We start from the raw sequence: 26,026 nt of genomic DNA on the forward strand, positions 1-26,026 counted from the left end.
GCTGTGGGCCGACCTTTCACCGTGGGCGGACCCGGGTCACCCCGGGTCACTTTCCAGAGACGCCGTCAACATCACGGTCCTGGGTGCCTGAGAGTTTGACGAGGAGGTGTTGCTCCTTCGGCGGCCACCTCGAACCCGATCGGTGGCTCTCTCCCGCAACGCAGCGACGTCCAGCCAGTATACGTCGATGCCCGGGCACCGCAGTGCACGCGGGAGGTGAGCGGGCTGCCTCAGCCGGTACGGCGGGTGCGGCTCTTGCGACGTGCGGCCAGTTCGTCCTCCGGAGCGGTTTCGGTCACACCTCCGTCGGCGCGCTCGCCCGGGAAATCTGCGATGGTGCCGGTCAATTCGCGCATGGCTCCGCTGACCGCGATGCCGAAAACGCCCTGACCGCCCTGAAGCAGGTCGACGACCTCCTCGGCCGACGTGCACTCGTAGACGGTGGTGCCATCGGAGAAGAGGGTGATGCGGGCGAGGTCCTCGACGCCACGCTTGCGCAGATGGTCCACCGCCACGCGGATGTTCTGCAGCGAGATCCCGGTGTCGAGCAGTCGCTTCACGATCTTGAGGACGAGGATGTCCTTGAACGAGTAGAGACGCTGGCTCCCCGAGCCGGCCGCACCACGGATCGACGGCACGACGAGTGAGGTCCGGGCCCAATAGTCGAGCTGGCGGTAGGTGATGCCGGCGATCTGACACGCGCTCGGCACCCGGTAGCCGATGAGTTCATCCGGCACGGTGTCGTTCGGGAACAGTCCCGGCGCGATGTCGTCGAGGCTGCCCTGGGTTGCCGTACCGGGACGGACATCGCGGCTGTCACCATCGCGGGTATCACTGCCAGGCGACCCCTCCGTCGGTGACGTCACCTCGTCGTCGAACGGCTCATCGCCCACTGCAGACTCCCTCGCAACGCCTGGATCGACTCGACAGACACCGAACCCCGGGCGTGAGCCTCGAGGACTGGTTCAACAGTACGCGCCTGACGGACGATCATCCTCCGTCCCCGCTGAAATCGGGAGACGTGTCGACGGTAGGTGGCTCTCGAGAACCAATCAACGCGACGCGCCCGCGAGCCTCAACCTCAACTTGAGATCGAGCAAACGGTGACCTCGCGGTGCCCATTCCGTGACCATTCGCGGCTCATGCGCCGCCACTGGCCTTGAAATCGTCCGGGGACACGTTGTCGAGGAATTCCTTGAACTTCTCGACCTCGTCTTCCTTGGCATCCGCCGGTGCGCCCGCGTCACCGTCCTCGTCGGGGATCAACAATCCTGCTTCGGTGAGGACGTCCTCATCGGCGATGATGGGCACCCCGGCCCGCATGGCGACGGCGATCGAATCAGACGGTCGCGCCGACACACGTAGATCGTCGCCGAAGACCATCTCCGCGTAGAAGGTGCCTTCCTGCATGTCGACGATCCGAACCTCGCGCAGGGTCTGGCCGAACTCGACGATCAGATTCACGATCAGGTCATGTGTCAGCGGCCGAGGCGGCTCGATCCCCTTTTGCTGCAGCGCAATCGACGCGGCTTCACTCTGCCCGATCCAGATCGGCAGATAGCGTTCGCCCTCGACCTCGCGCAGTAACAGCACGGGCTGGCTCTGCGGCGGCTCGACCCGAATGCCCACGACTCGCATCTCGCCCATCTGGCACCCGCCTCCTCATGATCGCCGGATAGTTGACGTCGGCCGACTCGCTGCGGCCGAACCGCTGATCACGACGCTACACCGCATCGGGACCCCACGAGGGCCGCCGAATACCGATCAGTCGAGCACTCCCCGAACCGCAGCCTTGACCAATTGCGTGTGCAGTGTGACCGACAATGCGGCGATCTCGCGAACCAGCTCTTCGGCCCGATCGCGGGCCCCGGTGCCCTTGCCCTTGGCGATCGGGCTGGCGATCTGGGCGACCAGTCCGGCCTCACGATCCGCGGACACCTTGAACGCTCTCAGGTGCCGAGTCTCCACCCCATAGTTCGCCAGGGCGGCAGCGGCCTCGACCAGTCGCACCGCATCCTCGTCGTAAAAACCGGCGGGTCCCGAGATCAGCAACCCATTACGCTGCAGTTCGGTGACGAAGGCCGAGTCGACACCCGTCCGCTCGATGAGCGCCTCGCGGGAGACCCGTCCACCCCGGGCGCCGAAGTCGGTGGCCGGCGCGACCGCGGTCCGGGCGGATGACAGCAACCGGGTGCCGCCGGCACCCGCACCACCGTCGCCACCGTCGATCGCGTCGAGCTGCTCTTTGATCACTTTGAGCGGCAGATAGCGATCACGCTGAGCGGTCAGCACGAACCGCAGTCGTTCGACGTCGGACGAACTGAACCGGCGATACCCCGACGGCGCCCGCTCGGGCGTGATCAACCCCTCGGATTCCAGGAATCGGATCTTCGAGATCGTGACGTCCGGGAAGTCCTCCCGCAGCAGCGCGAGGACCGACCCGATGGACATCGATCCTTCGCCGCGCTGCCCCGCCGACGACGCCGTCACGGGGTCAGGCGCCCGCTTGGCCGTCGCGCGGGCCACTCAGGAAGACGAGGCGGAACTTGCCGATCTGCACCTCGTCGCCGTTGCTCAGCTGGGCCGTGTCGACCGGTTCGCGGTTCACGTAGGTCCCGTTGAGGCTGCCCACGTCGACGACCTGGAACTCGTTGTCGCCAAGCCGGAATTCCGCGTGACGTCGGCTGACGGTCACATCGTCGAGGAAGATGTCGCTGTCCGGGTGCCGGCCGGCCGAGGTCGTCGCCTGATCGAGCAGGAAGCGCGATCCCGCATTGGGACCACGCTTGACGACAAGCAGCGCCGTGCCGGGCGAGAGCCTCTCCACCCCGGTGTCGGCGGGTTCACTCGAGGCGACGGCTCCGGAATCGAGTTCGGAGATGAACTCCTCCCGGAAAACCGATGTGGTCTCCACCGGCGCCTCAAGGTCCTTGTCGTTATCGCTCACCACTTCTCCTTCGTCTGTCTCTGTGCCCGAGAGCCTCGGCGTCCCCACATCCGGCGGTCCCGGACGGACACGCGAACCGCGTGACCATGCGCTGGCGGTGCCGGTGCATCTTCATCGTGCTCGGGCCTCCGGCTCGCCGACTTCGTCGGACATCGAACCGGACCTGCTGTGAGTAACCGTACCGTGTCGCGGTTGCCACACGGGTGATCGAGTCGACCAGAACACCGACGATCATAGTCGCTGCGCCCTGCTCGACATTCCGCTTACGGGTCGGGCGTTGTCGGCTTGTTACTCCCCGGTCCGACCGGGCAGCGACAAGCGTCAGGCGTCGATGACCCCGCGATAGCCGTCCGCGTCGAGAGTCTCCGCGAGCGCCGCATCCAGGGCCCCCTCGTCTGCCATGCTGATCACGACCAGCCAGCCTGATCCGTAGGGATCAGAGTTCACCAGTTCCGGTGACGACTCGAGCTCTCCGTTGATCTCCGACACCGTACCGTCGAGTGGGCCGTAGATGTCCGAGACACTCTTGGTGGATTCCACCTCGGCGAACGACTCGCCGTGCTCGACGGCGTCGTCGACGGCCGGGAGTTGGACGAAGACGACGTCTCCGAGCGCGTCCTGGGCGAAGTCGGTGATGCCCACTCGCACCGTTGTGGGGCCCGTTCTCTCCACCCATTCGTGCTCTGCCGTGTAGCGCAGCGTTGCGGGCACATCGGTTTCGGTCACTGTCGCACCTTTCTGGTCGGAGGCGACAAAACTGCGAACTTCTTCAAACGCAGGACTTTAGGTCATCTGTACCCGGATCGTCGGGCGGGTCGCCCGATTGCCCCGAATCCGTCGGCGATCACGAGCCGGCAGCCACCCGCGGCATACGACGGACGACCAACAGCGTCTGGTAGGCGTACAGCAGGAACGACCAGAGGTACAGGCCCACACCCCAGATCATGAACGCCCACCCGACCGGGTATGCGATCGTGCCCACCACCGAATCGAGTTGTCCCGCAAGCAACCACGGGAACGCGCTCATCAGGGCAAAGGTTGCGGCCTTGCCGATGTAGAGCACCGGCAGCGCCACCAGTCCACGAGAGCGCAGCAGTGGGGCGGTCGCGAACAACGCGAGATCTCTGCCGATGATCACCGCGATCAACCACCACGGCACGAACTCGCGGATCCCGAACGCGATCGGGATGATGACGATGTAGAGCCGGTCCGCCGCCGGGTCCAGCAGCGCCCCGATCTTCGACGACTGGTTCAGCCATCGTGCGAGCTTTCCGTCCGCCCAGTCGGAGAACCCGGAGAACACCAGGATCGCGAACGCCCACCCGTCGGACTTCTGCACCAGCAACAACCAGAGAAACACCGGGATCAGGGCCAGACGCAGCACGCTCAGCGCGTTGGGCACCGTCAGCAACCCGCTGTCGCGGGGCGTCGGCCCCGACTGGCTGTCGACCGGTTCCACGGCCTCGGCTCCCCCGCCGGAACTCACCGGAAGATGCCGATGATGCCCTGCAAGGTCTTCGCCCCACCCGACGAGAACAGATTGTCGTGAACCATGTACGTCCACGTGGTCGTCGACCGATGCAGATCCGCGGTACCGAGGTCCACACCGTCATTCGTGATCGATGCCTCGCGGAACGTCTCGCACGCCTTGTCGAGCGCGTGGCCCGGGAGGGTGGCGAACTCGTCCAGGATCAGCTTGTGGAACTCGTCGAGCGGGCTCTGCTTGCCCAACGACCGCAGGTGGATGCTCGCGCGTACGTCGGAGACGAAGGCGAGGTGGTCGGCCCACGCCCGGTCGAGGTGATACAGCATGATCTCGCGGGCCGCCTGCGCCAACACGTCCTTCTCGACGGGCTCGGTCGGGGCGACCGGTTCGGTCTGAGTCTGTTCGGTCTGGGCCGGTCCGGTCTCGGCCTGTGTGGTTGTCTCGCCAGCGCCGTCGGTCGGACCACTCTCGTCCATCGACGCCTCGGCGTCATCGGCCGAGCCGTGGTCGGTGGATTCGGATTCGACCGCGGGCGATGTCGCCGTCCCGATCAGTTGCGCGTAGCGCTCGGGTTCACGCTCTTGCAATTCGTCGAGTGCGAGGTCGGTGATGAGGATCTGCATCCGGCGGGCGACGATGATGTCGCGCTGCTGGTTCACCAGCTTGTTGTACCGCCAGGTGTTGGCATGCAACTCGAGCATGACGCCCTCGGCGACGCGCTGGGCCTGCTCGATCAGGTCGATGCCCTTGGCACCCATCGACCCGTCGTCGGCCTGCGACACCGGGTCGCGCTTGAAGGCGAGGTTCTTGGTGACGACCGGGTCCTCGACGCTGGAGAAGAAGACCGACCGGCCCGGATCACCCTGCCGGCCCGCACGGCCTCGCAGCTGATTGTCGAGGCGTTCGGTGTCATGCCGGCCGGTGCCGATCACGCAGAGCCCGCCGAGTTCCACGACGTCGGTGCGCGCGTCGTCATCGTCGGCGGAACCGCCGAGCCGGATATCCGTTCCGCGGCCCGCCATCTGGGTCGAGACGGTCACCGCACCACGCACGCCCGCCTCAGCGATGATCTTGGCCTCTTCGGCGTCGTTCTTCGCGTTGAGCACCACCGGTGGGACGCCGGCCTTGTCCAGGAAGTAGGCGAGCTCCTCGGACTCGGCCACGTCGTGCGTGCCGATCAGGATCGGCTGTCCGGTCTCATGGATCTCCTTGACGTAGGCGACGATACCCTCGACCTTGTTGGCCTTCGTGTCATAGACCCGATCTGCCTCGTCCTCACGGATGTTGGCCGTGTTCGGCGGGATCTGCGAGACGAGCAGGTCGTAGAACTGCCGGAACTGTTCGCCGGCGGCGAGCGCGGTGCCGGTCATGCCGCACACCTTGGGATACCGACCGATCAGAGCCTGCACGGTGATCGTGTCGATCACCTCGCCCGAATCGGTCTGGCTGAGTCCCTCCTTGATCTCAACCGCGGCCTGTACGCCGTCCGGCCAACGCTGCAGCTGGGCCACCCGTCCGCGCGACGCGTTGATCAGGTGCACGCCGCCGTCGCGAACGATGTAGTGGACGTCGCGCTCGAGCAGGTAGTGCGCGTGCATCGCGATGTTGATGTGCACGAGGGTCGTGCCGACATGCTCTTCGTCGTAGAGGTCGATCCCGCCGAGTTCCTCCTCGACGAACGCTGCGCCCTCCTCGGTGAGGGTCACGTTGCGGCCGTCGGTGTCGACCTCGTAGTGCTTGTTCTTCATCCGCGCGACGACGTCGTGGATGGCCTGATCGGGAACCTCGGCCTCGGTCGACCCGGCGAGAACCAGCGGCACGAGCGCCTCGTCGACCAGCACCGAATCGGCCTCGTCGATGATCGCCACGTCGGGTGTCGGTGACACCAGATCGTCCGCGGAGAGCGCCAGCTGATCGCGCAGCACGTCGAACCCGATCTCGTTGACCGACCCATAGGTGATGTCGGCGGCGTAGGCCGCCTTGCGGTCGCCACGATCGGAATTCTCCGACACCGCTTTCGCGGTCAGACCGAACGCCGCGAACAATGGCGCCATCCACTCGGCATCGCGCGTGGCGAGGTAGTCGTTCACCGAGATGACGTGGACCCGATGTCCCTGCAGCACATATCCGATGGCCGCGATCGCACCCGAGAGGGTCTTGCCCTCACCGGTCGCCATCTCGACGATGTCGCCCTCGAGCAGACGGAGTGCGCCTTGTAGCTGCACATCGAACGGGCGCATGTCCAGTGTCCGGTCGGCGGCCTCACGAACCAGGGCGAGAAACCTTGCTCGATCGCCATGGTCGGAACCGATGTCGAGTTTCTGCGCCTCCGCCCCGAACGCGTCGTCGTCGAGACCGGTCGCCCAGGTGGTGTGCCGATCGGCTTCCTTGATCAACGCAACCGACTTCGATTGGTTGCGGGACGACTGAGAACCCAGGAGTCGCCACATACTGTTGCTCAGCTTGCCCACCGAAACACTTCTCCTCCACTTGTGCGTGTCGCGCATGTGTACTGGTCGCGGCACCGATCTCACGGCGACGGGCGTGGCTGCGCGGCCTGCCGGAACCGACCGCGGGTGCCCCGAGGTCGCCGTCCACGGTACGCGTCACGAGACCGCTGTCCGCGCGAACCACCCGGCCGGACCGAAGATCGCCGCGAGCACGACCATCCGCGGCCAGGTGCTCCTATGATCACCTCGACTGCTGTGAGCGACGACGGTCCCACCCGGGGAGGACACCAGGATGAGCTCGACCGGCGTGCGTGTTCTCCGAGCCGGGGTGTCCGGCTGCCTGATCGCCGTCGGTATCGGCGTGGGTGCATTCAATCCGTGGTGGGTGGCCCTGGCCATCGGTGTACCCGCGGTCTTTGTCGGCATGGCCCTCATGCCGCGCCCGTCACGGATCTCCGAGCTGTCCGAGTTCCGCCGGGGCACGTCGAACCGGGCGGTCCCCATCGAGGTGAACGCGATCACGCGGAGCAGCCTCACCGCCTCGGACCTACAACCGACGATGCTCACCGCGACCCTGCGGCCACCCGATGACACCGCATATGACGCACGCTGGATCACCGCCATGAGCCGGGGCCATTTCCAGAGCCTCGTCGAGCGGCCGTTCGGTACGGTCCCGCCCGACGCGCTCCCGCCGCGAGAGACGAGCGAGGTCCCGGAGTTCGGTGACCAGCCGGGGCGTCGGGCCCTGCTCTATCCCGCCGTCACGATCGCGACTGCGGGCGCCGTGCTGTTCGGCGTTCCCGGCACGGTGTGGGACGTCGACCTCTCGATGCCGTCGATGACCGGCGGCGTCGCAGATACCCCGACGTCCGATCGCATCGTCAAGGACCTCACGGGTCGCCTGCAGGACGTGCTCGGGCAGATCTCCGAGCTCGGATCGTCGGCATCGGACAACATCCTCGGCATCTCGCTCGGTGCCGATCAGACATCGCGCGCCGAGGTCTATGACCCGACCACGGGGCAGTCGGTCAACCTGTGGAAGTACGGCGATCGCGGGTGGCAGGAGCCACAACGCACCGAGACCACAAAACGTCGGCCGGACACCTTCCGCGCCGCCGAGATCGCGACCACCGACATCTCCGCGATGGCGTCCACGATGCAATCGCGGGTGGCCGCCGAGGGCGAGGATCTGGCGCCGGCGGGATTCACCGTCGGTCGGCCGGTGCGTGGTCAACCCGTTCTCCTGGTCGGCGGATTCGGAGAGCACGGCATCACCGACGTCGAGATACAGGGCCGCGCCGACGGCACGGTCGCAGCATTCTTCGATCCCGGCGACTTCGACGCCTCGTTCGGCCTGGCCCGCGCCGCACTGACCGACGCGGGGCTCTCGACAGATCAGAAGATCCTGCGCCGCTTCGAGATCCGCGGGACCGCGAACAACACCCCGACGATGTATGCAGGGCAGATCCAGAACAGTGGCGGAGTCCTGATGGAGTTCAGCGACGACAGACGATACGGCACGCTCACCGTCGTACCCGGAGCCTTCCCGGAGTTCTCGACCTATGCGGGTACCGGCGGCGCGGGGTCGTTCTCCTTCGAGGACGTGTCGCCGGAGGTGTTCGCTTCGGTACGTCGCGACGCCATGGCGCGAGGCGTCGTCGAACGTTTCGATGCCGACGCGGTGGACATCCAGATGTCGTCGATCTTCCAACCCGACGGACAGCCGGTCATCCAGGTGGAGTTGGCCCGAGAATCAGCGTCTGCGGGGACGTATTCGCCGGATGGCCGATTCCTCGAAGAGGGCTACTGACCCGGTCCCGCGTCGATCGCACGTCGAGTCGCCGCGGCCAGCTCGGCGATCGCCGGTTCGGGCGGGTGCAGGGTGCCGCGATCGGTGAGTGTGGTGACGATGTCGTGCACCTTCGTGTAGTAGGTCACCTGCTCGGCAGGCGTGGCGCCGCTACGGGCGTGGTCGTACAGCTTCAGTGCGCGGCGTAGGTCGTCCCGATCCTCGGACGCGAGGTAGCCCGTCCCCAGCCGACGGCCGTTCGTCTCACACGCGATCCACGCCCGGCGCAAGGTGTTCACCGCTTGCTGATAGGCGTCGGCACGCGCCCGATCGCCCGGGTAGCGCTCGGTTCGCAGCGCGGTCGCCTCGTCGAGCGCGATGTGGAAGTCCTGCACGGACGTCAACGTGACGTCGGTGACCGCGGGGAATTGCAGCAGCATCTGTGGCGCCATCTCATAGGTCCCGTAGTCACGCAGCACCCCGTCGTGTCGACGAGTCGCGTCCTCCCACAGTCGTTCGGCCGCTTCGTCGCTGCCGGCGTCCGCCACGCGCGGTGTGGTCGATCGAGCCGGACCCGGTTCACCGAGAACAGCAGTCGATGTCGTGTCGACGAGCGGTTCCGTCCTCGGAGGATGCTGTGCCGGAGGGTGCTGTGCCGGAGGGTGGTGTGCAGGAACCTGCCTGCGCAGTCGGGCGATCACCTCGATCGCGGCCGGATCGCTCTCCACGACCCCGATCCGCCATCGGGAGATCTCCTCGTGGCCATCGCCGGTGGAGTGCGCGAACTCCAGGGTCAGTGTCCGACGCCCGGTGATGGTGAGGTCTTCGACCACCGTCCCGGCCGCCCCGGTCGTCTCCGCCATCGACCCGAGCGACACCGAATGCAATTCGGCCAGCGGACGACTGACGATGCCGCGCACCTCGTCGCCGAGATACACCGAGTCGGAATCCACCGCGAGCACGACCGCTCCCCGCGGACTCAGGTGTCCGACCGCGGCCGCCGCCAACGACAGCACCAGCAGACCCGCGACCGCTCCCGCGGTCGTGTGCCCGTCGACTCCGACCGCATTGAGAACGACGAGTGCAAGCAACCCGGACGCGGTGCATACCCAAGCCACCTGCGCCGCCATCAGGTGGCGTCGACGCAGATACTCGGTCCGGCAGGTCACCGCGACCGCGGACACGTTCGATTGCGTCATCGTTCATCGCCTGTTCGGTCGGTTCGGCTACCGTAGGCTGCATGGCTTCCATCGGCGAGGGAACAGCCACGAACCGGAACGATCATCGCATCCCACAACGGCCGGCGGCGATCGGAACAGGCACCCGTCCGCGGAGCACCACGGCCGCGGCCGGTGCGTCGCTGCTCGGTGCGATCGTCAGCGCGATCGTCATGGTGCTCGCCATCGGGACCGGAACCGCGGCGGCGCTTCCCGCGCCCCGTCCGCCCGCGCCCATCAGACCCGCGCCGGCACCACCCGTCCTCCCCGATGACCCGTACTCCCTGTTCGTCGGCCGCAGCTACGCATCGGTGGCCGACATCGGCGGCGCCATCCCCGGCGGCGGGCCGATGCGTATCGTGTTCGGACCGGGCCATCGCGTCGGCCTCTATGCCGGGTGCAATCGCCACGTCGGCACCGCTACGATCACCGGCGACCAGATGCGCATCGGCCCGCTCGCATCGACGAGGATGGCGTGCCCGCCGCCGCGATCGGAGTCCGACCGCTGGCTCGCCTCATTCACCTCTGTGCCCCTGACCTGGCATGTGCTGGGGCCGGTGCTGACGCTGTCGAGCCCGATCCAGACCGTGCTGCTCACCGAGACCACCGTGCGCACCGGCTGACGACCCGGACGCAACCGTCGAAAGGATCCGATGTCCTCGATCACTCCCGCCGTGGTGACCGTCACCGGCGCAGCCGGCCACATCGGCTACGCGGCACTGTTCCGGATCGCGGCAGGCGCGATGCTCGGCCACGACCAGCCTGTCCGATTGCGATTGCTCGAACTGCCTCACGCGGTATCGGCTGCCGTCGGCACCGCGATGGAACTCGACGACGGCGCGTACGAACAGCTGTCCTCGGTGGACATCTACGATGATCCGCGGGCAGCGTTCGACGGCACCGACTTCGCGTTGTTGGTCGGGGCGCAGCCGCGCAGCAAGGGAATGGAACGTGCGGACCTGCTGCAGGCCAATGCGGCCATCTTCGCCGAGCAGGGTGCAACCCTCAACGAGGTTGCCGCAGAGGATCTCCGGGTCATCGTGGTGGGTAACCCGGCCAACACCAACGCTGCGATCGCTGCTGCACACGCACCCGACATCCCGTCGGAACGATTCACCGCGTTGACCCGCCTCGATCACAACCGGGCGATCGCGCAGCTCTCCCATCGGGCACACTGCGCTGCCCGCGAGATCAGTCGGGTCTCGGTGTGGGGCAACCACTCCCCGACCCAGTATCCCGACATCTTCCATGCCCGTGTGGCCGGGCGCAGCGGCGCCGAACTCGCCGAGGACCGCGCCTGGCTGGAAGACGACTTCATCCCGACGGTTGCGAAACGTGGGACAGCGATCATCGAGACCCGCGGCGCTTCGTCGGCGGCGTCGGCGGCCAGCGCGACCATCGACCACGTTCATGACTGGGTCCTCGGCACGCCCGACGGCGACTGGACGTCGGCCGCTCTCCCATCGCCGGGCAGCTACGGTGTGCCCGAGGGACTCGTCTGCTCGTTCCCGGTGCGTTCGGTGAACGGTCGCTGGGAGATCGTGGAGGGACTCGACATCAACGAGTTCTCCCGGGCACGGATCGACGCGTCCGTGGCCGAACTGGCCGACGAGATCGCGGCGGTGGGCGACCTCCTCCCCGCCTGAGGGTTCAGAACGTAAGCTCTGTCCTCATGGCGAAGAAGTCGCACGGTGACAAGAGTCCCAAGAAGATCTCCGGCAAGGTCTACGACGCCGAGATCTTCCGACTGCAGACCGAGTTGGTGAAGCTGCAGGAATGGGTGCGCACCACGGGTTCCCGTGTGGTGGTGATCTTCGAGGGACGCGACGCCGCGGGCAAGGGCGGGACGATCAAGCGGATCAGCGAGTATCTCAGTCCGCGCGTCACCCGCGTGGCCGCGCTGCCCGCGCCCACCGATCGTGAGCGTGGACAGTGGTACTACCAGCGCTATGTGGCGCACCTGCCGGCACCGGGCGAGATCGTCCTGTTCGACAGGTCCTGGTACAACCGTGCCGGTGTCGAGAAGGTGATGGGTTTCTGCACCCCCGAGGAACACACCCGCTTTCTGCGCCAGACCCCGATCTTCGAGCAGATGCTCATCGACGACGGAATCCTGTTGCGCAAGTACTGGTTCTCGGTCTCTGACGAGGAACAGCTCAAACGGTTCCGCTCACGCCTGAACGATCCGGTGCGCCAGTGGAAACTCAGCCCGATGGACCTCGAGGCCGTCTACCGCTGGGAGGACTACTCGCGAGCCAAGGACGAGATGATGGTCCACACCGACACAGCGCTGAGTCCGTGGTTCGTCGTCGAGTCGGACGTGAAGAAGCACGCGCGACTGAACATGATCGCTCATCTCCTGTCCACCATCGAATACGAAGACGTTCCGAGGAACAAGGTCGATCTACCCAAGAAACCGATCGACTCGGGCAACTACCGACGACCTCCTCGGTCCCTGTCCAAGTACGTCCCGGATCACGTCGCCACACTCCTCGGCAGCGATCACTGACGACGGCGTCGGCCCACCCGCCGAAGTGGGTAACATCCCGTGGGTGCCTGCGCCCGGTCTGCCCGCCAACGCCATCGCCCGTATCCGCAAACGACTGAGTTCACGGGAGATCATCTACCTCATCGGCCCGTCAGGGTTTCCGAACTACGGTGACGAGGTGATCGCCAGGGCATGGCTGCGGCACCTGGCCCGCGCCCGCCCACGCGCGATGGTGGTCCTCGACTGCCACAGTCCGGGCCAGGCGTCATTGCTGCTCCGGGGCATTCACCCCGGCGCCGTATTCGTCGACACGTTGTGGCAGCTGACCAACTACGCGGCCGACCGTACCCGCACCGACGGTCCGGACCCGGACATCCCGTGGACCTGGGTCGCCGAGGCGGCGACCCGCTTCGGCCCCGCACCGCGACTCGCCGAAGGAGTCGACGTCTTCCGGCGCGCCTCGTCGGTGCATCTCCTGGGTGGCGGATACCTCAATCAGGTCTGGCCACACCATGTCTCGCTGGTGGCTGCCGCGGCCGAACTGGTCCGCACCACCGGTGCCGTCGCATACGCCACCGGTCAGGGGCTGCTCCCCCGTTTGGACGGACCGGGATGGTCGGTCCTTCGTGACGCGGCCGACGTGTTCGCCGTGTTCGACGTGCGCGACGCCGCCTCAGCCGATGCTCTCGACGGCGCGACGGCCCGGCGGCGGACCGGCGACGACGCCTGGCTGGCGGTGGATGAACTGACTGCCCCGCCGTCCCGGGACATGGGATCTCCACGAGACGGCGTGACATTGTGCCTGCAGTCCGACCTGACCGAGGAGTTCGCCGCGAACGGGACCACGGGGCTCGACGCTCTCACCCGCTTCGTCCACGACACCCTCGACGCGTGGCAGGTCCCGGGCGAGGCCGTGACGGTCGTCGAGGGAATTCCTGGGCGAGACCTGGAGATCCCAACCCGGTTGGCCGACCGCCTGCAGGGGTCCACCCGGATACCGTTCCTCGATGTGTGGCGTTCCGGGTTACCGGTAGGGCGGGGCGACACCTGGATCAGCACGCGTTTCCATCCACATCTGATCGCCGCCGCCGCCGGTGACTCGGGCGTGGCCATCATCGGCCGCCCCGATTACTACGCCACCAAGCACCATTCGCTCACGGCGTCCGGTTCACGCTGGACCGTCGTCGACGATCCTGATCAGATCCCGCAACGCCCCACCGCCGGCGGCTTCTCACCACAGGACCGGGCCCGCGCCGTCGCCGCCAAGAAGGATCTGGCGCATCTGCTCTATCCACGTCGACTGACTCGTTGACGGCGTACTCACCCGGCCCCAGACAAGCCACACCAGGACAAACCACACGTCACCACCCGGCCCCTGAGGAGCCTCGCGAGGAACGAGCGACGCGTCCCACCCGATCCCCGAGGAGCCTCGCGAGGAACGAACCACCCGCACCACCCGATCCCTGGGGAGCCTCGCGAGGAACGAGCGACACGTCCCACCCGATCCCCGAGGAGCCTCGCGAGGAACAAGCGACGCGTCCCACCCGATCCCTGAGGAGCCTCGCGAGGAACGAGCGACGCGTCACGAAGGGCACCCGACAAACCCACACGAGGAACGAACCACCCGCACCCCCCGATCCCTGAGGAGCCTCGCGAGGAACGAGCGACGCGTCCCACCCGATCCCCGAGGAGCCTCGCGAGGAACGAGCGACGCGTCACGAAGGGCGCCCTTCGTGACGGCCCTCCGCTAGCGCTCCGGGCCTCCTCAGGGATCGGGGCCTCCCCAGCGAACGGGGCCTCCCCAGCGAACGGGGCCTCCCCAGGGATCGGGGCCTCCCCAGCGAACGGGGCCTCCCCAGGGATCGGGGGTCGCCCCAACGGCCCGGACCACAAGTGGAGCTGTTCCTGTCCCACAGCGGCCGGCCGATACAATCGGCACCACGATGTGGATCGGTTTCGCAGAACTCGACTACCTGCTCGGCGATGTGCATTCGCTGAAGCACAAGCGGTCCGTCGTCCGGCCGATCGTCGCCGAGGTTCGGCGACGGTTCGCTGTCTCGACCGCCGAGGTCGGCTTTCTCGACGTACACCGGCGCACGGTGATCGGGGTCGGCGTGGTGGCCGCCGACCGGGCGCATGTCATCGACGTTCTCGACGCGGTCGAGCGTTTCGCCGGTGGCCGTCCCGAGGTGGAGCTGCTCTCCGTGCGTCGTCGAATCATCTCGTCGACCGACATGTGACAGCTCACCCCAGAACTCCGGCAGCCCGCGCCGCCCGCGCATAGGCCGCGGCGAGCGATTCGACGGTTTCGTGTGCGTTGAGGCCACTGGGGTTGGGCACCACCCACACCGCGGCACCGTGCCACTCTTCGGACTGAGGTCCGACGACGGCGCGAGGTAGGTCGAACGCCGAGCGATAGGCCGTGATCCCAGCGATCGCCACCACCCGAGGCGCGACGCGTTCGACCGTCTCGCGAAGCCGCCGACCGCCGGTACGCAGCTCGTCGGCCGACAGTTCAGCGGCAGTCGCCGTTGCCCGCGCCACCACGTTCGTGATGCCGATACCACGGCTGCACAACAGGTCCCGGTCCTCGTTGGACATGCCGTCGGACGCGTCGATAAGCCGGTCGACGATGCCCGATCGGTACAGAGCCGGATAGAACCGGTTGCCTGGCCGTGCGAAGTGCGCCCCGACCGCCGCCGTCCAGAGACCGGGATTGATGCCCACGAACAGCAAGCGACAGTCGTCGCCGATCAGATCGGCCACCTCGACGCCGCGGTACGACAGGAGTTGCTCGCGGGTGAAACCCATCACGAATCGCCGTCGACGTCGCAAACGGTACCCGCATCGGCGGAGGCGAACATGTCGTCAGGCTACGCGTCCGATCCGGGGCGACCCAGGACGATCCGGACTAAACTCTCGCTGTGGCTCGGCTCGCGTACACCGTCCTGGGCGGCCTCGGCGCGCAGATCGATTCCGAGACCGTCGAACTCGGCACGCGCAAGCAACGCGCGGTTCTCGCACAGCTGATCCTCGCGGACGGTGATCCGGTCAGCGTTGGCCGACTGATCGACGGCATCTGGGGTTCGAGCGCGCCCGACCGGGCCGAGGTCTCCGTGCAGGCCTACATCTCCGGCCTCCGCAAGGCTCTGGAGCCCGACCGCAAACCACGGAGCCCGTCGACGGTCCTCGTCACCCGTGGGGCCGGCTACGCGCTGGTCGCCGACGTCGCGCAGGTGGACGTACGCCGACTCGTCGGTGCGATCGCCGACGCGCACGATCTCCATCGGAACGGCGGCGCAGACGCGGCAGCGAGAACCCTGCAGACCGCGCTCGCGACCTATCGGCCCCTGCTGCCGGAGTTCGAGGGTCTGGCATTCCGGGACGAAGCCGCAGCGCATCTGGATCGCACCATCACCGAGGCGAGGGAGTTCTCCTTCGAGGTCCGGCTGGAGCTGGGCGAGCACCGGGCCCTCGTCGCCGAACTCGAGGAAGCGGTACGTCGGTCGCCGCTGGACGAGGGTCTCTGGGTTCTGCTGGCAACGGCACGGTATCGTCTCGGTCGCCAATCGGACGCCCTCGCCGCGATCGCCGACGCGCGCCGGATTCTCGCCGATGAGATCGGCGTGGATCCCGGACCACGACTGCGCGCGGTGGAACGGGACATCCTCGACCATTCCCCGACGCTCGAGACACCACATCGCCCGGGCGCCGCGTCTGTCGGCCGGCCCTCTCCCGCAGTCGATCAGGCCTCACCAACGCCCCGAGCCCGAGAAATCCGAGTCCCCGAGACCAACGCCTCGACCGATGAGAAGCACGCCCCGACGCTGATCGGCAGAACAGACGAGCTGGCCGTACTGCACCGTGCTGTGCTCGCGTCCCTGCACGGCCCTGGCGGGATCGTCATCGTCGAAGGTGACCCGGGCGCCGGAAAGACGGCACTGCTCGACGAGGCCACACGACGCGCGGCCGCCGCAGCGGATCTCACCGTCCTCTGGGGACGCTGCGTCGAAGACGCTGCCGCGCCGTCGATGTGGCCGTGGGTTCAGGTGCTCGGATCGGTGCTACCGGAGATACATCCCGATCATCGCTCGGACCTGCTCGACAACGACCTGGGCCGGATGGTCACCCAGGGCACCACCGTCATTCCTCCCCCGCGCGAGATGCCCGATTCCACCGCGCGATTCCGTTTCTACGACGAGGCCGCGAACCTCCTGGAAGGCGTCGCGGCAGCACACCTGCTGGTCATCGTGCTCGATGACCTGCAGTGGGCGGACAGTGCGTCGCTGGAACTCCTCGTCCACATGGCAAGCCGTCGTGCTCCCGGTGTCACCTTCTTCGCCACGCTGCGTACACGGTCCCGTCGATCGGCCGTCACGAACACCCTCGCCGCCCTCGCCCGCCTTCCCGAACATCGACGCATCGAGGTGGGACCGCTGTCCGACGACGACATCGCCGAACTGGTCCGCCGGGAGACCCACGAGTGGCCTGCGGTGGGCACCACCGCCTCGATCGCCCGACGTACGCGTGGAAACGCCTTCTTCGTCCGTGAACTGGCCCGCATCCTGGCTGATCGTGGCAGCATCCCCGACAACTCGGTACCGGCGGGGGTACGCGATGTGGTCCGCGAGCGGCTTCGCCCACTCCCCGACGCCACGGTCGAGTTACTCGAGGTCGCCTCCCTGATCGGCAGTCGTGTGGACATCTCCCTGCTGGCCGGGGCGACCGGACGGCCGGTGGACGAGGTCCTCGAAACGCTCGAGCCCGCGGAGACCGCCGGACTGATCGGGACCGAGCGGGACGATCCGTTCGCCTTCGGCTTCGATCACGACCTCATCCGGGAGGCGATCCTCGGCCGCGTCCGGGCTGCTCGGGCGTACCGAATACACCTGGCGCTCGCCGACCAGTTCGAGGACTCGAGCACGGCCGCCGCGGCCACACAACGGGCCCGTCATCTCTGGGCGGCCGGCCCACTCGCCGATCGTGCCCGAACTGCCCGGGCCCTGCTCGATGCCGGCCGAATCGCACTGCGCAGCTACAGTTTCGACACCGCGGCCCGTCAATTGACCGATGCCTCGGGTCTCGCGAAAGCCATCGGAGAGCGCGACATCGAGCTGCAGGCGATCCGTACTCTGCTGGCGAGCGACGTCGCACGCAACGGCTATTTCGCGGCCGATCGTGATCTGTTGCGGCGCGCCCGGGAACTCGGCGAGGCGACCGAGAACCAGGAGTTGCTCGCGCAGCTGGATTACGCACGCTTCGCCGCGCACTCACAGGTCGCCGAGATCCGCATGTCTCATCGCTACGCCGACGAATTGTCCGCGCGTGCAGAACCTTCCGAGAACCCTGTGGTCGTTCATCTCGGGATGCAGGCCGCCGGAATCGATTTGTTCGACCGCGGCCGGATCGGTGAGGCATCTCGACTGCTCGACCAGTACGCGCCACTCGGTGCCACGATCGAGGGGCTGCAGAACGACCAATTGATGATCGCCCGCGGCTTCCGGGCGCTCGCGGCGACCCTGCATACCGGGACAGCCGTCGGACGGGAACTCTTCGAACGGATCGACGCCGGGCCCGACGAGCCGATGTCGTACCTCGGTACCGCGATCTTCTCCGTCACCGCGGCCGCGATCGCAGGCGACGTCGGCTGGGCGCGCGAGGTGGGTGGACGACTGGTGTCCGATTCCGGCCACACCGCCCTGGAGTATCTGCGTCGCGGCGGCGAGCGAATCTACTGGTGGGCACGTGCACTGGCGGGATCTGCGGACGAAGCGCTCGAGAACATCGACCGGTTGGAGCACCCGGGAAATCCGCAGCGGACGGGTGTGGGACTGTGGTTTGCCCTGCACGCGGAGGCGATGATCGCGGCCGGCCGTCTCGATGCGGTCCCGGCGCTGCTCGAGAAGGCACACTCGTTCGCCGAGCGCACCGGGCAGCGGTACCCCGATGCTCATCGGCTGCTGGTCTGCGCCGAGTTCCAGCACGCCACCGAACAGCCCGGCGCAGTGGTTCTCGACACCCTGCGTGAGGCCAGGCGGGTCGCGGCCCGCCAGGAGGCGATGGCCGTCCATGCGCGGGTCGAGGCCTTCGCGATCGATCACGGCTATGCCCCCGACCTGCCCTGATCCGTCGGCCTGACCAACCCGCTCGCGACTTGGACCGCACCTCCAAGTCGCTTCCAAGTAGCCCTCAAGCGTGGTGGACGAGAGTTCTTCACATCCGGGACAGCCGGAGAGAACGGACCCGCCGGAGACACCGGCCCACAGTGAGGAACCATCGATGACCATCCAATACACGCGCCCCGCCGAATCCGAGAACCCCGACCTGGCGGTACGTCCCGGCAGCTCGGTGCTGGCCGAACTCGCCGACCGCATCGCCGGCGACGTCTTCGGACCGGGCGACCCCGGATACGACGCGGCACGTGCCGGATTCAATCTGCTCGCCGATCAGCGCCCGGCGGTGATCGCAGTCCCCGTCAACCATTTCGACGTCGTCGAGGCGGTTCGGTTCGCTGCCGAGGAGAACCTGCGGGTGGCCATCCAGGCAACCGGTCACGGCCCCGGTTCGTCGACCGCCGGTGCGCTGCTGATCAACACCTCGGCGATGACCGACGTCACCGTCGATCCGATCACACGCACCGCCACGGTCGGCGCCGGCGCGAAGTGGGCACCGGTGCTCGAGCAGGCCCAACGACACGGGCTGGCACCGCTTCTCGGATCGACCACCGATGTGGGCGTCGTCGGCTACACGCTCGGCGGCGGATTCGGCTGGCTCGGCCGCAAATACGGCCTCTCGTCGGACGCGGTCCGCTCCTTCGACCTGGTCACTCCCGACGGCAACCCGTTGCGGGTCAGCGCGACCAGCCATCCCGACATCTTCTGGGCACTGCGCGGCGGCGGCGCCGGCAGTCTGGGAGTCGTCACCGATGTCGTCATCGACCTCTTCCCGGTGAGCACGGTCTACGCCGGGAACCTGATCTACCCCGCCCAGTACGCGACGGAGATCCTGCAGCGATTCGCCCAGTGGGCACCGGAGCAGTCCGAAGACCTGACCTCGGCGGTGACACTGATGAACTTCCCGCCGCTGGAGTTCGTGCCCGAACCCTTCCGCGGGAAGAGCTTCGTCATGGTACGCGGCTGCTGGTCCGGGGACATCGCCACCGGCAAGGCGGTCATCGACGAGTGGCGCGAGTGGAAGGCACCAGAGCTCGACATGTGGGTCGAGATGCCGTTCGCGGCCGCCGATGCGATCAGCATGGACCCGACGGATCCGATGCCCGCGATGATCACCACCGAATGGATGAACGAGATCCCTGATGCGGCGATCGACATCCTGACCTCGCGCGTTCTTCCGGCGGCAGGCGCCATGCCGCTGATCCTGTTCGCGGAGATCCGCCACGCGGGCGGCGCTGTGGCCCGGGGTGCTGCGGGGTCGCCGAATGACACCGGACGAGACGGAACGTTCCTGCTCGAGATGGGCGCGGTGGTGCCCGATCCGCACGTCGGACTCGCCATCGAGTCGGCGATGCGGTTGACCCGAGAAGCGCTGGCGCCGTATGTGACCGGAGCCGCCTATCTGAACTTTCTGGAGGGAGAGGAGAAGACGGCCCGATCGGCGACCGCGTTCAGTGACACCAATCGCCGTCGACTGGCAGCCATCAAGGCCGCGCTCGACCCACAGAACCGCTTCTGCCACGGTGTCGCCTTCGGCTGAGCCGACCCGGATGATTTCGGCCCCGACCGCATGATGCGGCCGGGGCCGTCTCCTGTCCACAGTCCACCGCGAACACCCTCGGGCTCAGGTCTGCATCGGCGCATGACCCGGTGCCCGGTAGGCTCGCCCCGACAACACGAGGAGGACTCCGATGCAGTCAATCGACCGACGTCTGCGGCCGTGACACCCGACGCGAACCCACTCGTCGTGGTCGACGCGGCCAATGTCGTGGGCTCGGTACCGGATGGCTGGTGGCGCGATCGCAAAGGCGCCACCGAACGCCTCCGTGATCGTCTGGCAGGCCTCGTCGAAAATGGCCTGACCGCTATCGACGGTCCAGCCGACGTGGTCATGGTCGTCGAAGGACAGGCCCGAACGGTCGAGTCCACCGCGTCGGTCGCCACGATCGCCGCGACAGGGTCCGGTGACGACCGGATCGTCGAACTCGTCGCCGAACATCCCGGCCGGCGCCGGATCGTCGTCACCGCCGATCGAGAACTGCGTCGGCGGGTGGTCGCGCTCGGTGCCGAGGTACTCGGTCCGTCGACACTGACGCACGGAGCGAACCACCCGGGACCGAAAACGGACTAACGGGCTCGTCGATCCGGGTCACTCGAGGGTGCGGGGGCCCGGTCGGCGGGTCGCCACGTGAACCGGCGGTCGAGTCCCGTCACCCGCACCTTCCCGGTGACCCGTAGCTTGCCGGTGACCCGGATTCTGCCCATCACACACCACCCTTCGTCCCTGTGCGGGACACGAGGCCTTGACGACGCCAGGTTACCCGGTGAGGTGGGCCCGCCGAAGCGGCGCGAATCCCGCTGTGCAGGATCGAGGTCAGCGGTACATCCGGACCAGCGGGCACGTGAACGGATCACGCTCGCCGAGACCGGCCTGATTCAGGTAAGCGATCACGATCCGATACGACCCGATCAACGAGGTCTCCGTGTACGACACGCCGTATCGGGCGCAGTGCGCGCGCACCAGCGGTTGCACCTTCACGAGGTTCGGGCGGGGCATGCTCGGGAACAGGTGGTGCTCGATCTGGTAGTTCAGTCCACCCATCATGAAGTCGGTGAATCGCCCGCCCCGGATGTTGCGCGACATCAGCACCTGGCGGCGGAGGAAGTCGACGCGCATCCCCTTGGGCACCAGAGGCATTCCCTTGTGATTCGGAGCGAACGAACCGCCGAGGAGCAGACCGAACAACGCCAGGTGCACGACGATGAACACGGCCGCGATATGCACCGGCATGACCACCAGGGGCAGGATGAGCCCGAACAACAGCCGGGCCACGATCAGGGCGAGTTCGAGGAGGCGATGGGCCACGGGCGCTTTCCCCACCAGGCCTTGGACACTGGCGATGTGCAGAGCGACACCTTCGAGGGTCACCAGCGGGAAGAACAGCCATCCCTGACGCCGGGTGAACCATTTGTAGAATCCGGAGCGGTCGTTGGCATCGGCAGGAACGAATGCCAGCGGCCCCGGCGCGATATCGGGATCTTCGTCGATCATGTTGGGCGCCTTGTGATGCCGATTGTGCTTGGCGCGCCACCAATGGAGGGACAGGCCTGCGAAAGCGCCGGCCAGGATGCGCGCGGTCCACTCGTTGGCGGCCGACGAGGCGAACATCTGTCGGTGCGCTCCGTCGTGGCCGAGAAACCCGAATTGGGTACTGATCACGGCGAGGATCGCGGCGAGGCCGACCTGCCACCACGAGTCCCCGACCACCAGGACGCCGGCCCACACTGCCACGAACGCCGCGACCGTGACTGCGATCCGGCTGATGTAGAAACCGCGCCGGCGGTCGAGGAGACCGGACGCGCGAACCTCTGCGACGAGTTCGGAGTACGAACTGACGAATCGGTCGCGGACAAGCGTGGGACTGTTCTGGTCGGGCACGGAGGAGCCTCGTTGCTTTCTGCTCTGGCCTGGCGCCACGGACTCGATCCGTGAAGGGCGCCCTACGAGACTCAAGACCTTTGGGACAGCAATGCATCGCGTCGGCGCCCTCCAGTGTGCCAGATACCCCGGCCCCTGGCACCCCTCGACGCCGCGGGTCAGCCCATCCGTCGGACACGAGCCGGGGAGGTGTCGAGGAAATCCTCGAGTATCTGCACGACCTCGTCCGGCGATTCGGCGTGCGGATAATGACCGACGCCGGGCAGCACGGCGAGGCGGCTGTCGGGGATCGCCTCGTGTGCCGCCTCGCCGTGTGCGACCGGGATGATGTTGTCGCGCTCACCCCAGATCAGCTGGGTGGGCAGGGACGCGTTGAGATAGAGCCGGTTGAGCGCGCTGACGGCCTGCCCGCGATGATCGACCACGGATCGCAGGGTCCGCAGGAACGCCTGCCGCGTGGCACCATCCGAGAGCGATGAGTAGGCGCGCCAGGTCTGATCGGCCCGTGGCGAGTGAATCCCCGCCGCCGACGCCCACGAGCGCAGCTTGTCACCCACCCGCAGAACCGGTTTCGGCGCGATGATCGGCAACAGTAGCTCGGCGCCGGGTGCCGCCAGCAGACGTAGCATCCAGCTGACGTCCGGCCCAAGTCCACCGCTGCTGATCAGCACCAGACGCTCGCAGCGATCGGGATGCTGATAGCTGAACTGCATCGCGATTCCGCCACCCAGCGACTGGCCCACCACGGTCACCCGCTCGACCTCCAACTCGTAGAGCAGATCACGGAGAAAAGCGGCGAACGCGCCCAACGAGTAATCGCCGCGAGGTTTGGCCGATTCGCCGTGCCCGGGGAGGTCGGGAGCAATGACCCGGTAGCGGCGCGACAACGCAGGCAGGATCGCGTCCCAGGTGGTCGCGCTCCCGGCCATGCCGTGGATCAGGAGAATCGCGTCCCCGGAGCCGGCGTCGCGGTATGCAACCCGGTCGCCGTGCAGGTCCAGGTGGTGGTAAGAGGTCACTGACATCACTCCCAGGCGGTTTGGTCAGAGTCGAGATCGGTCAGGCCACGCCCTGGGGACCGATGAAACCACGAACATCGGATCTCGGCTCTGCCCCCCGAACGAGACGTCGTCGCCATGAGACGGGATGCACCGATTGTCATCGTGAGTACGGACGCGGTCAACGTGAACCGCGTCGCCGCACGTCACCAGGGGTCTGGCGGCGCGCCCGGCGCCCGGGCGCAGTCACTCGGAGCGCGAGAACTCCGACGCTCGGGTCACCTGGTCGGCGGTGATGGCGACCCCGGTGTAACGCTCGAACTGGCGTGCCGCCTGTAGCGCGATGACCTCGGCGCCGGTGATCACGCGCTTGCCCGCGTCCCGGCCGGCCCGGATCAACGGCGTCTCACTCGGAAAGGCGACGACGTCGAAGACGACGTCGGCGGCCGAGATCTGCGATCGGTCGAATGCCAGGGCACCCTCATCGGCTCCGCGCATCCCCAGCGGAGTGACGTTCACCAGAATCGATGTGGCCGCTTCCGGCGCCGTGGACGCCCAGACATATCCGTACTTCGCCGCCAACGCCGATCCCGCGTCGGCATTACGCGCGACGACTGTCACCTGATCGAAGCCGGCACCGCGAAAGGCGGCGACGACGGCCTTGGCCATGCCGCCGGATCCGCGGATCGCCACCGATGCCGACAGGTCGAGGTCGTGCTCGGCGATCAGCTGTGCGACCGCCTCGTAGTCGGTGTTCGATGCGGTGAGCCGTCCGGCATCATTGACGATCGTGTTCACCGATTCGATGGCCGACGCAGACGGCTCCATCTCGTCGACGAGCGGGATCACCGCCTCCTTGAACGGCATCGACACCGAACAGCCCCGAATCCCCAACGCACGCACCCCACGGATGGCGCCGTCGATGTCGTCGGTGCCGAACGCCTTGTAGATGAAGTTCAACCCGAGTTCGTCGTAGAGATAGTTGTGGAACCGGGTGCCGATGTTCGACGGGCGTCCCGACAGCGAGATGCACAGGGTCATGTCCTTGTTCAGGATGGGCATGCGGCAACCCTAACCGCCGCGGCGCCCGACACAACTACGCTCGCCGTCATGAGTGAGATGCGCAGTCGTCATATTTCCGTCGTCATCGGCGCCGCCCCGGACGATGTCTACACGTTTGCCGCTGATCCGCAGAATCTGCCGACGTGGGCATCGGGATTGGCCTCCGGCGTCCGGGTCGATGGCGATGACCTGATCACGGAATCGCCGATGGGCCGGGTACGGGTCCGATTCGCGCCGCCGAATCCGTTCGGAATCCTCGACCACGATGTGACCCTTCCCAACGGTGCCGTCGTCGCCAATCCGCTCCGCGTCATGGCGCATCCCGACGGCTCCGAGGTCGTGTTCACCGTCCGCCAACGCGACCTCGCCGACGACGAGTTCGATGCCGACTGTGCTGCGGTGGCGCACGACCTCGCAGCGCTGAGGGATGCGGTGGTGGCCGGCCTGCACTGACGCTCAGATCGTCGCGCCCCGGCGCGAAGCCCGTGAGACCAGATCGTGACGTCGTCGTGCGCCAAAACACGATACCAATGATTCACAATTACCCCATTGGTCACATTGGTAACATCCGTCACAGTCGGAGGTCATGTGCGGCGACGATTCATGCACGGCGCTCATCTCTCGCTCGTGGGTGTCCTCGCGATATCCGCGTGCCTGCTGGCGACGACGCACGGGGCGGGCTACGCCGACGCGGCCCCGTGCGGCAATGGGGGCTTCGGTTCCAGCATCCCCGACACCGGATCGTTGGGCTCCAGTGGTTCGCTGGGGTCCAGCGGCTCATCGGGGTCCAGCGGCTCGAGTGGTTCGAGCGGTTCCCTGGGTAGTTCGGGCATACCGAACATCGGTCCGCAGGGCCCGTTGCCGCCGTACGTCGGCTTCAGCACCCGTTCGGTCGCGTGGGTCACGGGCCCCCTCAGCATCAACAGGACGTTCAGCCGTTTCGCCATCAGCGGCACCGACCTCGGCGTCAGCTGGGACAACGGCCGTGGGCAGACCCTCATGGCCTTCGGCGACACCTTCGGCAACTGCAATGCCGTCGGCCAGCAATGGCGCCACAATGTCCTGCTACGGACCGATGACGACCGCCTCGCGGACGGGATCCGGGTACCGGACGGAATCGCCGGTGACGTCCGCTCGGGGTCGGTCATCGCGCCCGGAGAGCCGAACTATGCCCAGGAACTCATCCCGGCGCTGGGAATCTCCGCCATCGAGGTCACCACGATCCCGACCGCCGCAATCTCGCTTCCCTGGGGATCCGGCTTCCGGCAGTTCATCAACTACATGTCCGTGCGCTCCTGGGGATCCGCGGGCAACTGGGTGACCAACTTCTCTGCGATCGCCTATTCGGACGACAACGGCCAGACGTGGCAGACCGACCAGAGCACGATCCTGATCAACGCGCCCGTCGCGCTGAACCTGCCGACGGCGATGCCACCGATCGAGTACAACAACGGAAAATACCAGCAGAACGCCTACGTCAAGGGGCGCGCCGACTCTACCGTGGACAAGGACTACATCTACCAATTCGGCACGCCGAACGGACGATTCGGCGCCGCGTTCCTGGCACGCTTCAAGCCCGCGGACATCTTGTCGCTCGATCGATATCAGTACTGGGCCGGCAAGGGCCTCGGATGGGTCGACGACATCACGCAGATCCCCGACGACGGTTCGGCGATCGTCGTGCCCCAACCCGTGACCGAGTTGTCGGTGGCATTCAGTCCCTACCTCGGCAAGTACGTGATGCTCGACGGCGACAACGGCATCCGCCTACGCACCGCCGAGCACCCCGAAGGACCGTGGAGCGCGCCGACCTACATCGTGACGCCCGGCGCCCTCGTGGTGTACGGCCCGATGATGCTCCCCAATTCTCCTGCACTCCAGGGAAGTTCGAAGGACCTCTACTTCAACGCATCTCGGTGGAGCGACTACAACGTCCTGCTGATGCACACCGATCTCAGCCGCGTACCGAAGTAGCGA

General features: G+C 66.9%; 23 protein-coding genes and 1 riboswitch. Of the genes, 11 read left to right on the forward strand and 12 right to left on the reverse strand.

The features are described from left to right. Window positions 1–64 precede the first annotated feature (64 nt). A riboswitch (glycine riboswitch) is annotated at window positions 65–166 on the reverse strand. A gap of 64 nt (window positions 167–230) precedes the next feature. The 7 genes from AC4AMJ_RS08585 to secA2 all read right to left on the reverse strand — a co-directional run bounded on the left by AC4AMJ_RS08585 (window position 231) and on the right by secA2 (window position 6,904). Beyond that, window positions 231–893 carry a MerR family transcriptional regulator gene (locus tag AC4AMJ_RS08585; RefSeq protein ID WP_489895902.1) on the reverse strand — a complete coding sequence of 221 codons (663 nt, stop codon included), beginning with the start codon at window positions 891–893 and terminating at the stop codon, window positions 231–233. Between the two features lie 247 nt (window positions 894–1,140). Beyond that, window positions 1,141–1,647, reverse strand: a complete 507-nt coding sequence (locus AC4AMJ_RS08590) for a bifunctional nuclease family protein (RefSeq protein WP_489895904.1) — start codon at window positions 1,645–1,647, stop codon at window positions 1,141–1,143. A 117-nt stretch (window positions 1,648–1,764) separates the two neighbouring features. Then, complete coding sequence (gene ftsR / locus AC4AMJ_RS08595; protein ID WP_489900913.1) at window positions 1,765–2,490, reverse strand: transcriptional regulator FtsR; 726 nt, start codon at window positions 2,488–2,490, stop codon at window positions 1,765–1,767. Window positions 2,491–2,494: 4 nt separating this feature from the next. Then, window positions 2,495–2,950 (reverse strand): glycogen accumulation regulator GarA, encoded by a 456-nt coding sequence (garA, locus tag AC4AMJ_RS08600; RefSeq protein WP_489895906.1) that lies wholly within the window; start codon window positions 2,948–2,950, stop codon window positions 2,495–2,497. 318 nt (window positions 2,951–3,268) lie between these two features. Further along, a complete protein-coding gene (gene gcvH / locus AC4AMJ_RS08605; RefSeq protein ID WP_489895908.1) occupies window positions 3,269–3,673 on the reverse strand; it encodes a glycine cleavage system protein GcvH in 405 nt (134 codons plus the stop codon). A gap of 118 nt (window positions 3,674–3,791) precedes the next feature. Beyond that, window positions 3,792–4,406 (reverse strand): CDP-alcohol phosphatidyltransferase family protein, encoded by a 615-nt coding sequence (locus AC4AMJ_RS08610; protein WP_489917799.1) that lies wholly within the window; start codon window positions 4,404–4,406, stop codon window positions 3,792–3,794. 23 nt (window positions 4,407–4,429) lie between these two features. Continuing rightward, entirely contained in the window at window positions 4,430–6,904 is a 2,475-nt protein-coding gene (secA2, locus tag AC4AMJ_RS08615; RefSeq protein ID WP_489917800.1) for an accessory Sec system translocase SecA2, read from the reverse strand. Between the two features lie 271 nt (window positions 6,905–7,175). On the opposite strand from secA2, the gene AC4AMJ_RS08620 reads away from it, so the two are divergent. After that, complete coding sequence (locus AC4AMJ_RS08620) at window positions 7,176–8,693, forward strand: hypothetical protein (protein WP_489895913.1); 1,518 nt, start codon at window positions 7,176–7,178, stop codon at window positions 8,691–8,693. Here the strand turns inward: AC4AMJ_RS08620 and AC4AMJ_RS08625 are convergent. Next, complete coding sequence (locus AC4AMJ_RS08625; RefSeq protein WP_489917801.1) at window positions 8,687–9,871, reverse strand: hypothetical protein; 1,185 nt, start codon at window positions 9,869–9,871, stop codon at window positions 8,687–8,689. The genes AC4AMJ_RS08620 and AC4AMJ_RS08625 overlap by 7 nt on opposite strands. 41 nt (window positions 9,872–9,912) lie before the next feature. Here AC4AMJ_RS08625 and AC4AMJ_RS08630 point away from each other — a divergent pair, with 41 nt between their 5' ends. The 5 genes from AC4AMJ_RS08630 to AC4AMJ_RS08650 all read left to right on the forward strand — a co-directional run bounded on the left by AC4AMJ_RS08630 (window position 9,913) and on the right by AC4AMJ_RS08650 (window position 14,617). After that, window positions 9,913–10,512, forward strand: a complete 600-nt coding sequence (locus AC4AMJ_RS08630) for an META domain-containing protein (RefSeq protein WP_489895915.1) — start codon at window positions 9,913–9,915, stop codon at window positions 10,510–10,512. A gap of 30 nt (window positions 10,513–10,542) precedes the next feature. Then, window positions 10,543–11,535: a malate dehydrogenase gene (locus AC4AMJ_RS08635; protein WP_489895916.1), complete on the forward strand. Its 993-nt coding sequence runs from the start codon at window positions 10,543–10,545 to the stop codon at window positions 11,533–11,535. Between the two features lie 26 nt (window positions 11,536–11,561). Next, the gene (ppk2, locus tag AC4AMJ_RS08640; RefSeq protein WP_489895917.1) at window positions 11,562–12,398 is read left to right on the forward strand and encodes a polyphosphate kinase 2; all 837 of its coding nucleotides are present in this window, start codon (window positions 11,562–11,564) and stop codon (window positions 12,396–12,398) included. A 43-nt stretch (window positions 12,399–12,441) separates the two neighbouring features. After that, window positions 12,442–13,689 (forward strand): polysaccharide pyruvyl transferase family protein, encoded by a 1,248-nt coding sequence (locus AC4AMJ_RS08645; RefSeq protein ID WP_489917802.1) that lies wholly within the window; start codon window positions 12,442–12,444, stop codon window positions 13,687–13,689. A gap of 631 nt (window positions 13,690–14,320) precedes the next feature. After that, complete coding sequence (locus AC4AMJ_RS08650; protein WP_489895919.1) at window positions 14,321–14,617, forward strand: DUF503 domain-containing protein; 297 nt, start codon at window positions 14,321–14,323, stop codon at window positions 14,615–14,617. Between the two features lie 4 nt (window positions 14,618–14,621). On the opposite strand, the gene AC4AMJ_RS08655 is transcribed toward AC4AMJ_RS08650, so the two are convergent. Next, a complete protein-coding gene (locus tag AC4AMJ_RS08655; RefSeq protein ID WP_489917803.1) occupies window positions 14,622–15,188 on the reverse strand; it encodes a mismatch-specific DNA-glycosylase in 567 nt (188 codons plus the stop codon). A 113-nt stretch (window positions 15,189–15,301) separates the two neighbouring features. Between AC4AMJ_RS08655 and AC4AMJ_RS08660 the strand changes: the two genes are divergently transcribed. From AC4AMJ_RS08660 to AC4AMJ_RS08670, 3 genes are all read left to right on the forward strand, one after another. After that, complete coding sequence (locus tag AC4AMJ_RS08660) at window positions 15,302–18,502, forward strand: ATP-binding protein (protein WP_489917804.1); 3,201 nt, start codon at window positions 15,302–15,304, stop codon at window positions 18,500–18,502. Between the two features lie 154 nt (window positions 18,503–18,656). After that, entirely contained in the window at window positions 18,657–20,090 is a 1,434-nt protein-coding gene (locus tag AC4AMJ_RS08665; RefSeq protein WP_489917805.1) for an FAD-binding oxidoreductase, read from the forward strand. A 180-nt stretch (window positions 20,091–20,270) separates the two neighbouring features. Next, entirely contained in the window at window positions 20,271–20,681 is a 411-nt protein-coding gene (locus tag AC4AMJ_RS08670) for a PIN domain-containing protein (RefSeq protein ID WP_489895923.1), read from the forward strand. Window positions 20,682–20,924: 243 nt separating this feature from the next. Here AC4AMJ_RS08670 and AC4AMJ_RS08675 read toward each other — a convergent pair whose 3' ends face one another. From AC4AMJ_RS08675 to AC4AMJ_RS08685, 3 genes are all read right to left on the reverse strand, one after another. After that, window positions 20,925–21,989: a fatty acid desaturase family protein gene (locus AC4AMJ_RS08675; protein WP_489895924.1), complete on the reverse strand. Its 1,065-nt coding sequence runs from the start codon at window positions 21,987–21,989 to the stop codon at window positions 20,925–20,927. 158 nt (window positions 21,990–22,147) lie between these two features. Beyond that, on the reverse strand, window positions 22,148–23,014 hold the full coding sequence (locus AC4AMJ_RS08680; RefSeq protein WP_489917806.1) for an alpha/beta fold hydrolase: 867 nt from the start codon (window positions 23,012–23,014) through the stop codon (window positions 22,148–22,150). Window positions 23,015–23,233: 219 nt separating this feature from the next. After that, the gene (locus AC4AMJ_RS08685) at window positions 23,234–24,049 is read right to left on the reverse strand and encodes a shikimate 5-dehydrogenase (protein ID WP_489917807.1); all 816 of its coding nucleotides are present in this window, start codon (window positions 24,047–24,049) and stop codon (window positions 23,234–23,236) included. Between the two features lie 57 nt (window positions 24,050–24,106). Between AC4AMJ_RS08685 and AC4AMJ_RS08690 the strand changes: the two genes are divergently transcribed. Both AC4AMJ_RS08690 and AC4AMJ_RS08695 read left to right on the forward strand, forming a co-directional pair. Then, window positions 24,107–24,502 (forward strand): SRPBCC family protein, encoded by a 396-nt coding sequence (locus tag AC4AMJ_RS08690; protein WP_489900914.1) that lies wholly within the window; start codon window positions 24,107–24,109, stop codon window positions 24,500–24,502. A 150-nt stretch (window positions 24,503–24,652) separates the two neighbouring features. Continuing rightward, window positions 24,653–26,023 (forward strand): glycoside hydrolase family 183 protein, encoded by a 1,371-nt coding sequence (locus AC4AMJ_RS08695; RefSeq protein WP_489918399.1) that lies wholly within the window; start codon window positions 24,653–24,655, stop codon window positions 26,021–26,023. Window positions 26,024–26,026: the final 3 nt, after the last annotated feature.

The organism is Gordonia sp. LMA484, assembly GCF_058129505.1.

Coding starts and splice junctions, on each gene's coding strand:
- AC4AMJ_RS08590 (WP_489895904.1), bottom strand. CDS start 1,647: ATGGGCGAGATGCGAGTCGTGGGCATTCGGGTCGAGCCGCCGCAGAGC.
- AC4AMJ_RS08620 (WP_489895913.1), top strand. CDS start 7,176: ATGAGCTCGACCGGCGTGCGTGTTCTCCGAGCCGGGGTGTCCGGCTGC.
- AC4AMJ_RS08625 (WP_489917801.1), bottom strand. CDS start 9,871: ATGACGCAATCGAACGTGTCCGCGGTCGCGGTGACCTGCCGGACCGAG.
- AC4AMJ_RS08630 (WP_489895915.1), top strand. CDS start 9,913: ATGGCTTCCATCGGCGAGGGAACAGCCACGAACCGGAACGATCATCGC.
- AC4AMJ_RS08635 (WP_489895916.1), top strand. CDS start 10,543: ATGTCCTCGATCACTCCCGCCGTGGTGACCGTCACCGGCGCAGCCGGC.
- ppk2 (WP_489895917.1), top strand. CDS start 11,562: ATGGCGAAGAAGTCGCACGGTGACAAGAGTCCCAAGAAGATCTCCGGC.
- AC4AMJ_RS08650 (WP_489895919.1), top strand. CDS start 14,321: ATGTGGATCGGTTTCGCAGAACTCGACTACCTGCTCGGCGATGTGCAT.
- AC4AMJ_RS08655 (WP_489917803.1), bottom strand. CDS start 15,188: ATGGGTTTCACCCGCGAGCAACTCCTGTCGTACCGCGGCGTCGAGGTG.
- AC4AMJ_RS08665 (WP_489917805.1), top strand. CDS start 18,657: ATGACCATCCAATACACGCGCCCCGCCGAATCCGAGAACCCCGACCTG.
- AC4AMJ_RS08680 (WP_489917806.1), bottom strand. CDS start 23,014: ATGTCAGTGACCTCTTACCACCACCTGGACCTGCACGGCGACCGGGTT.
- AC4AMJ_RS08685 (WP_489917807.1), bottom strand. CDS start 24,049: ATGCCCATCCTGAACAAGGACATGACCCTGTGCATCTCGCTGTCGGGA.
- AC4AMJ_RS08690 (WP_489900914.1), top strand. CDS start 24,107: ATGCGCAGTCGTCATATTTCCGTCGTCATCGGCGCCGCCCCGGACGAT.
- AC4AMJ_RS08695 (WP_489918399.1), top strand. CDS start 24,653: ATGCACGGCGCTCATCTCTCGCTCGTGGGTGTCCTCGCGATATCCGCG.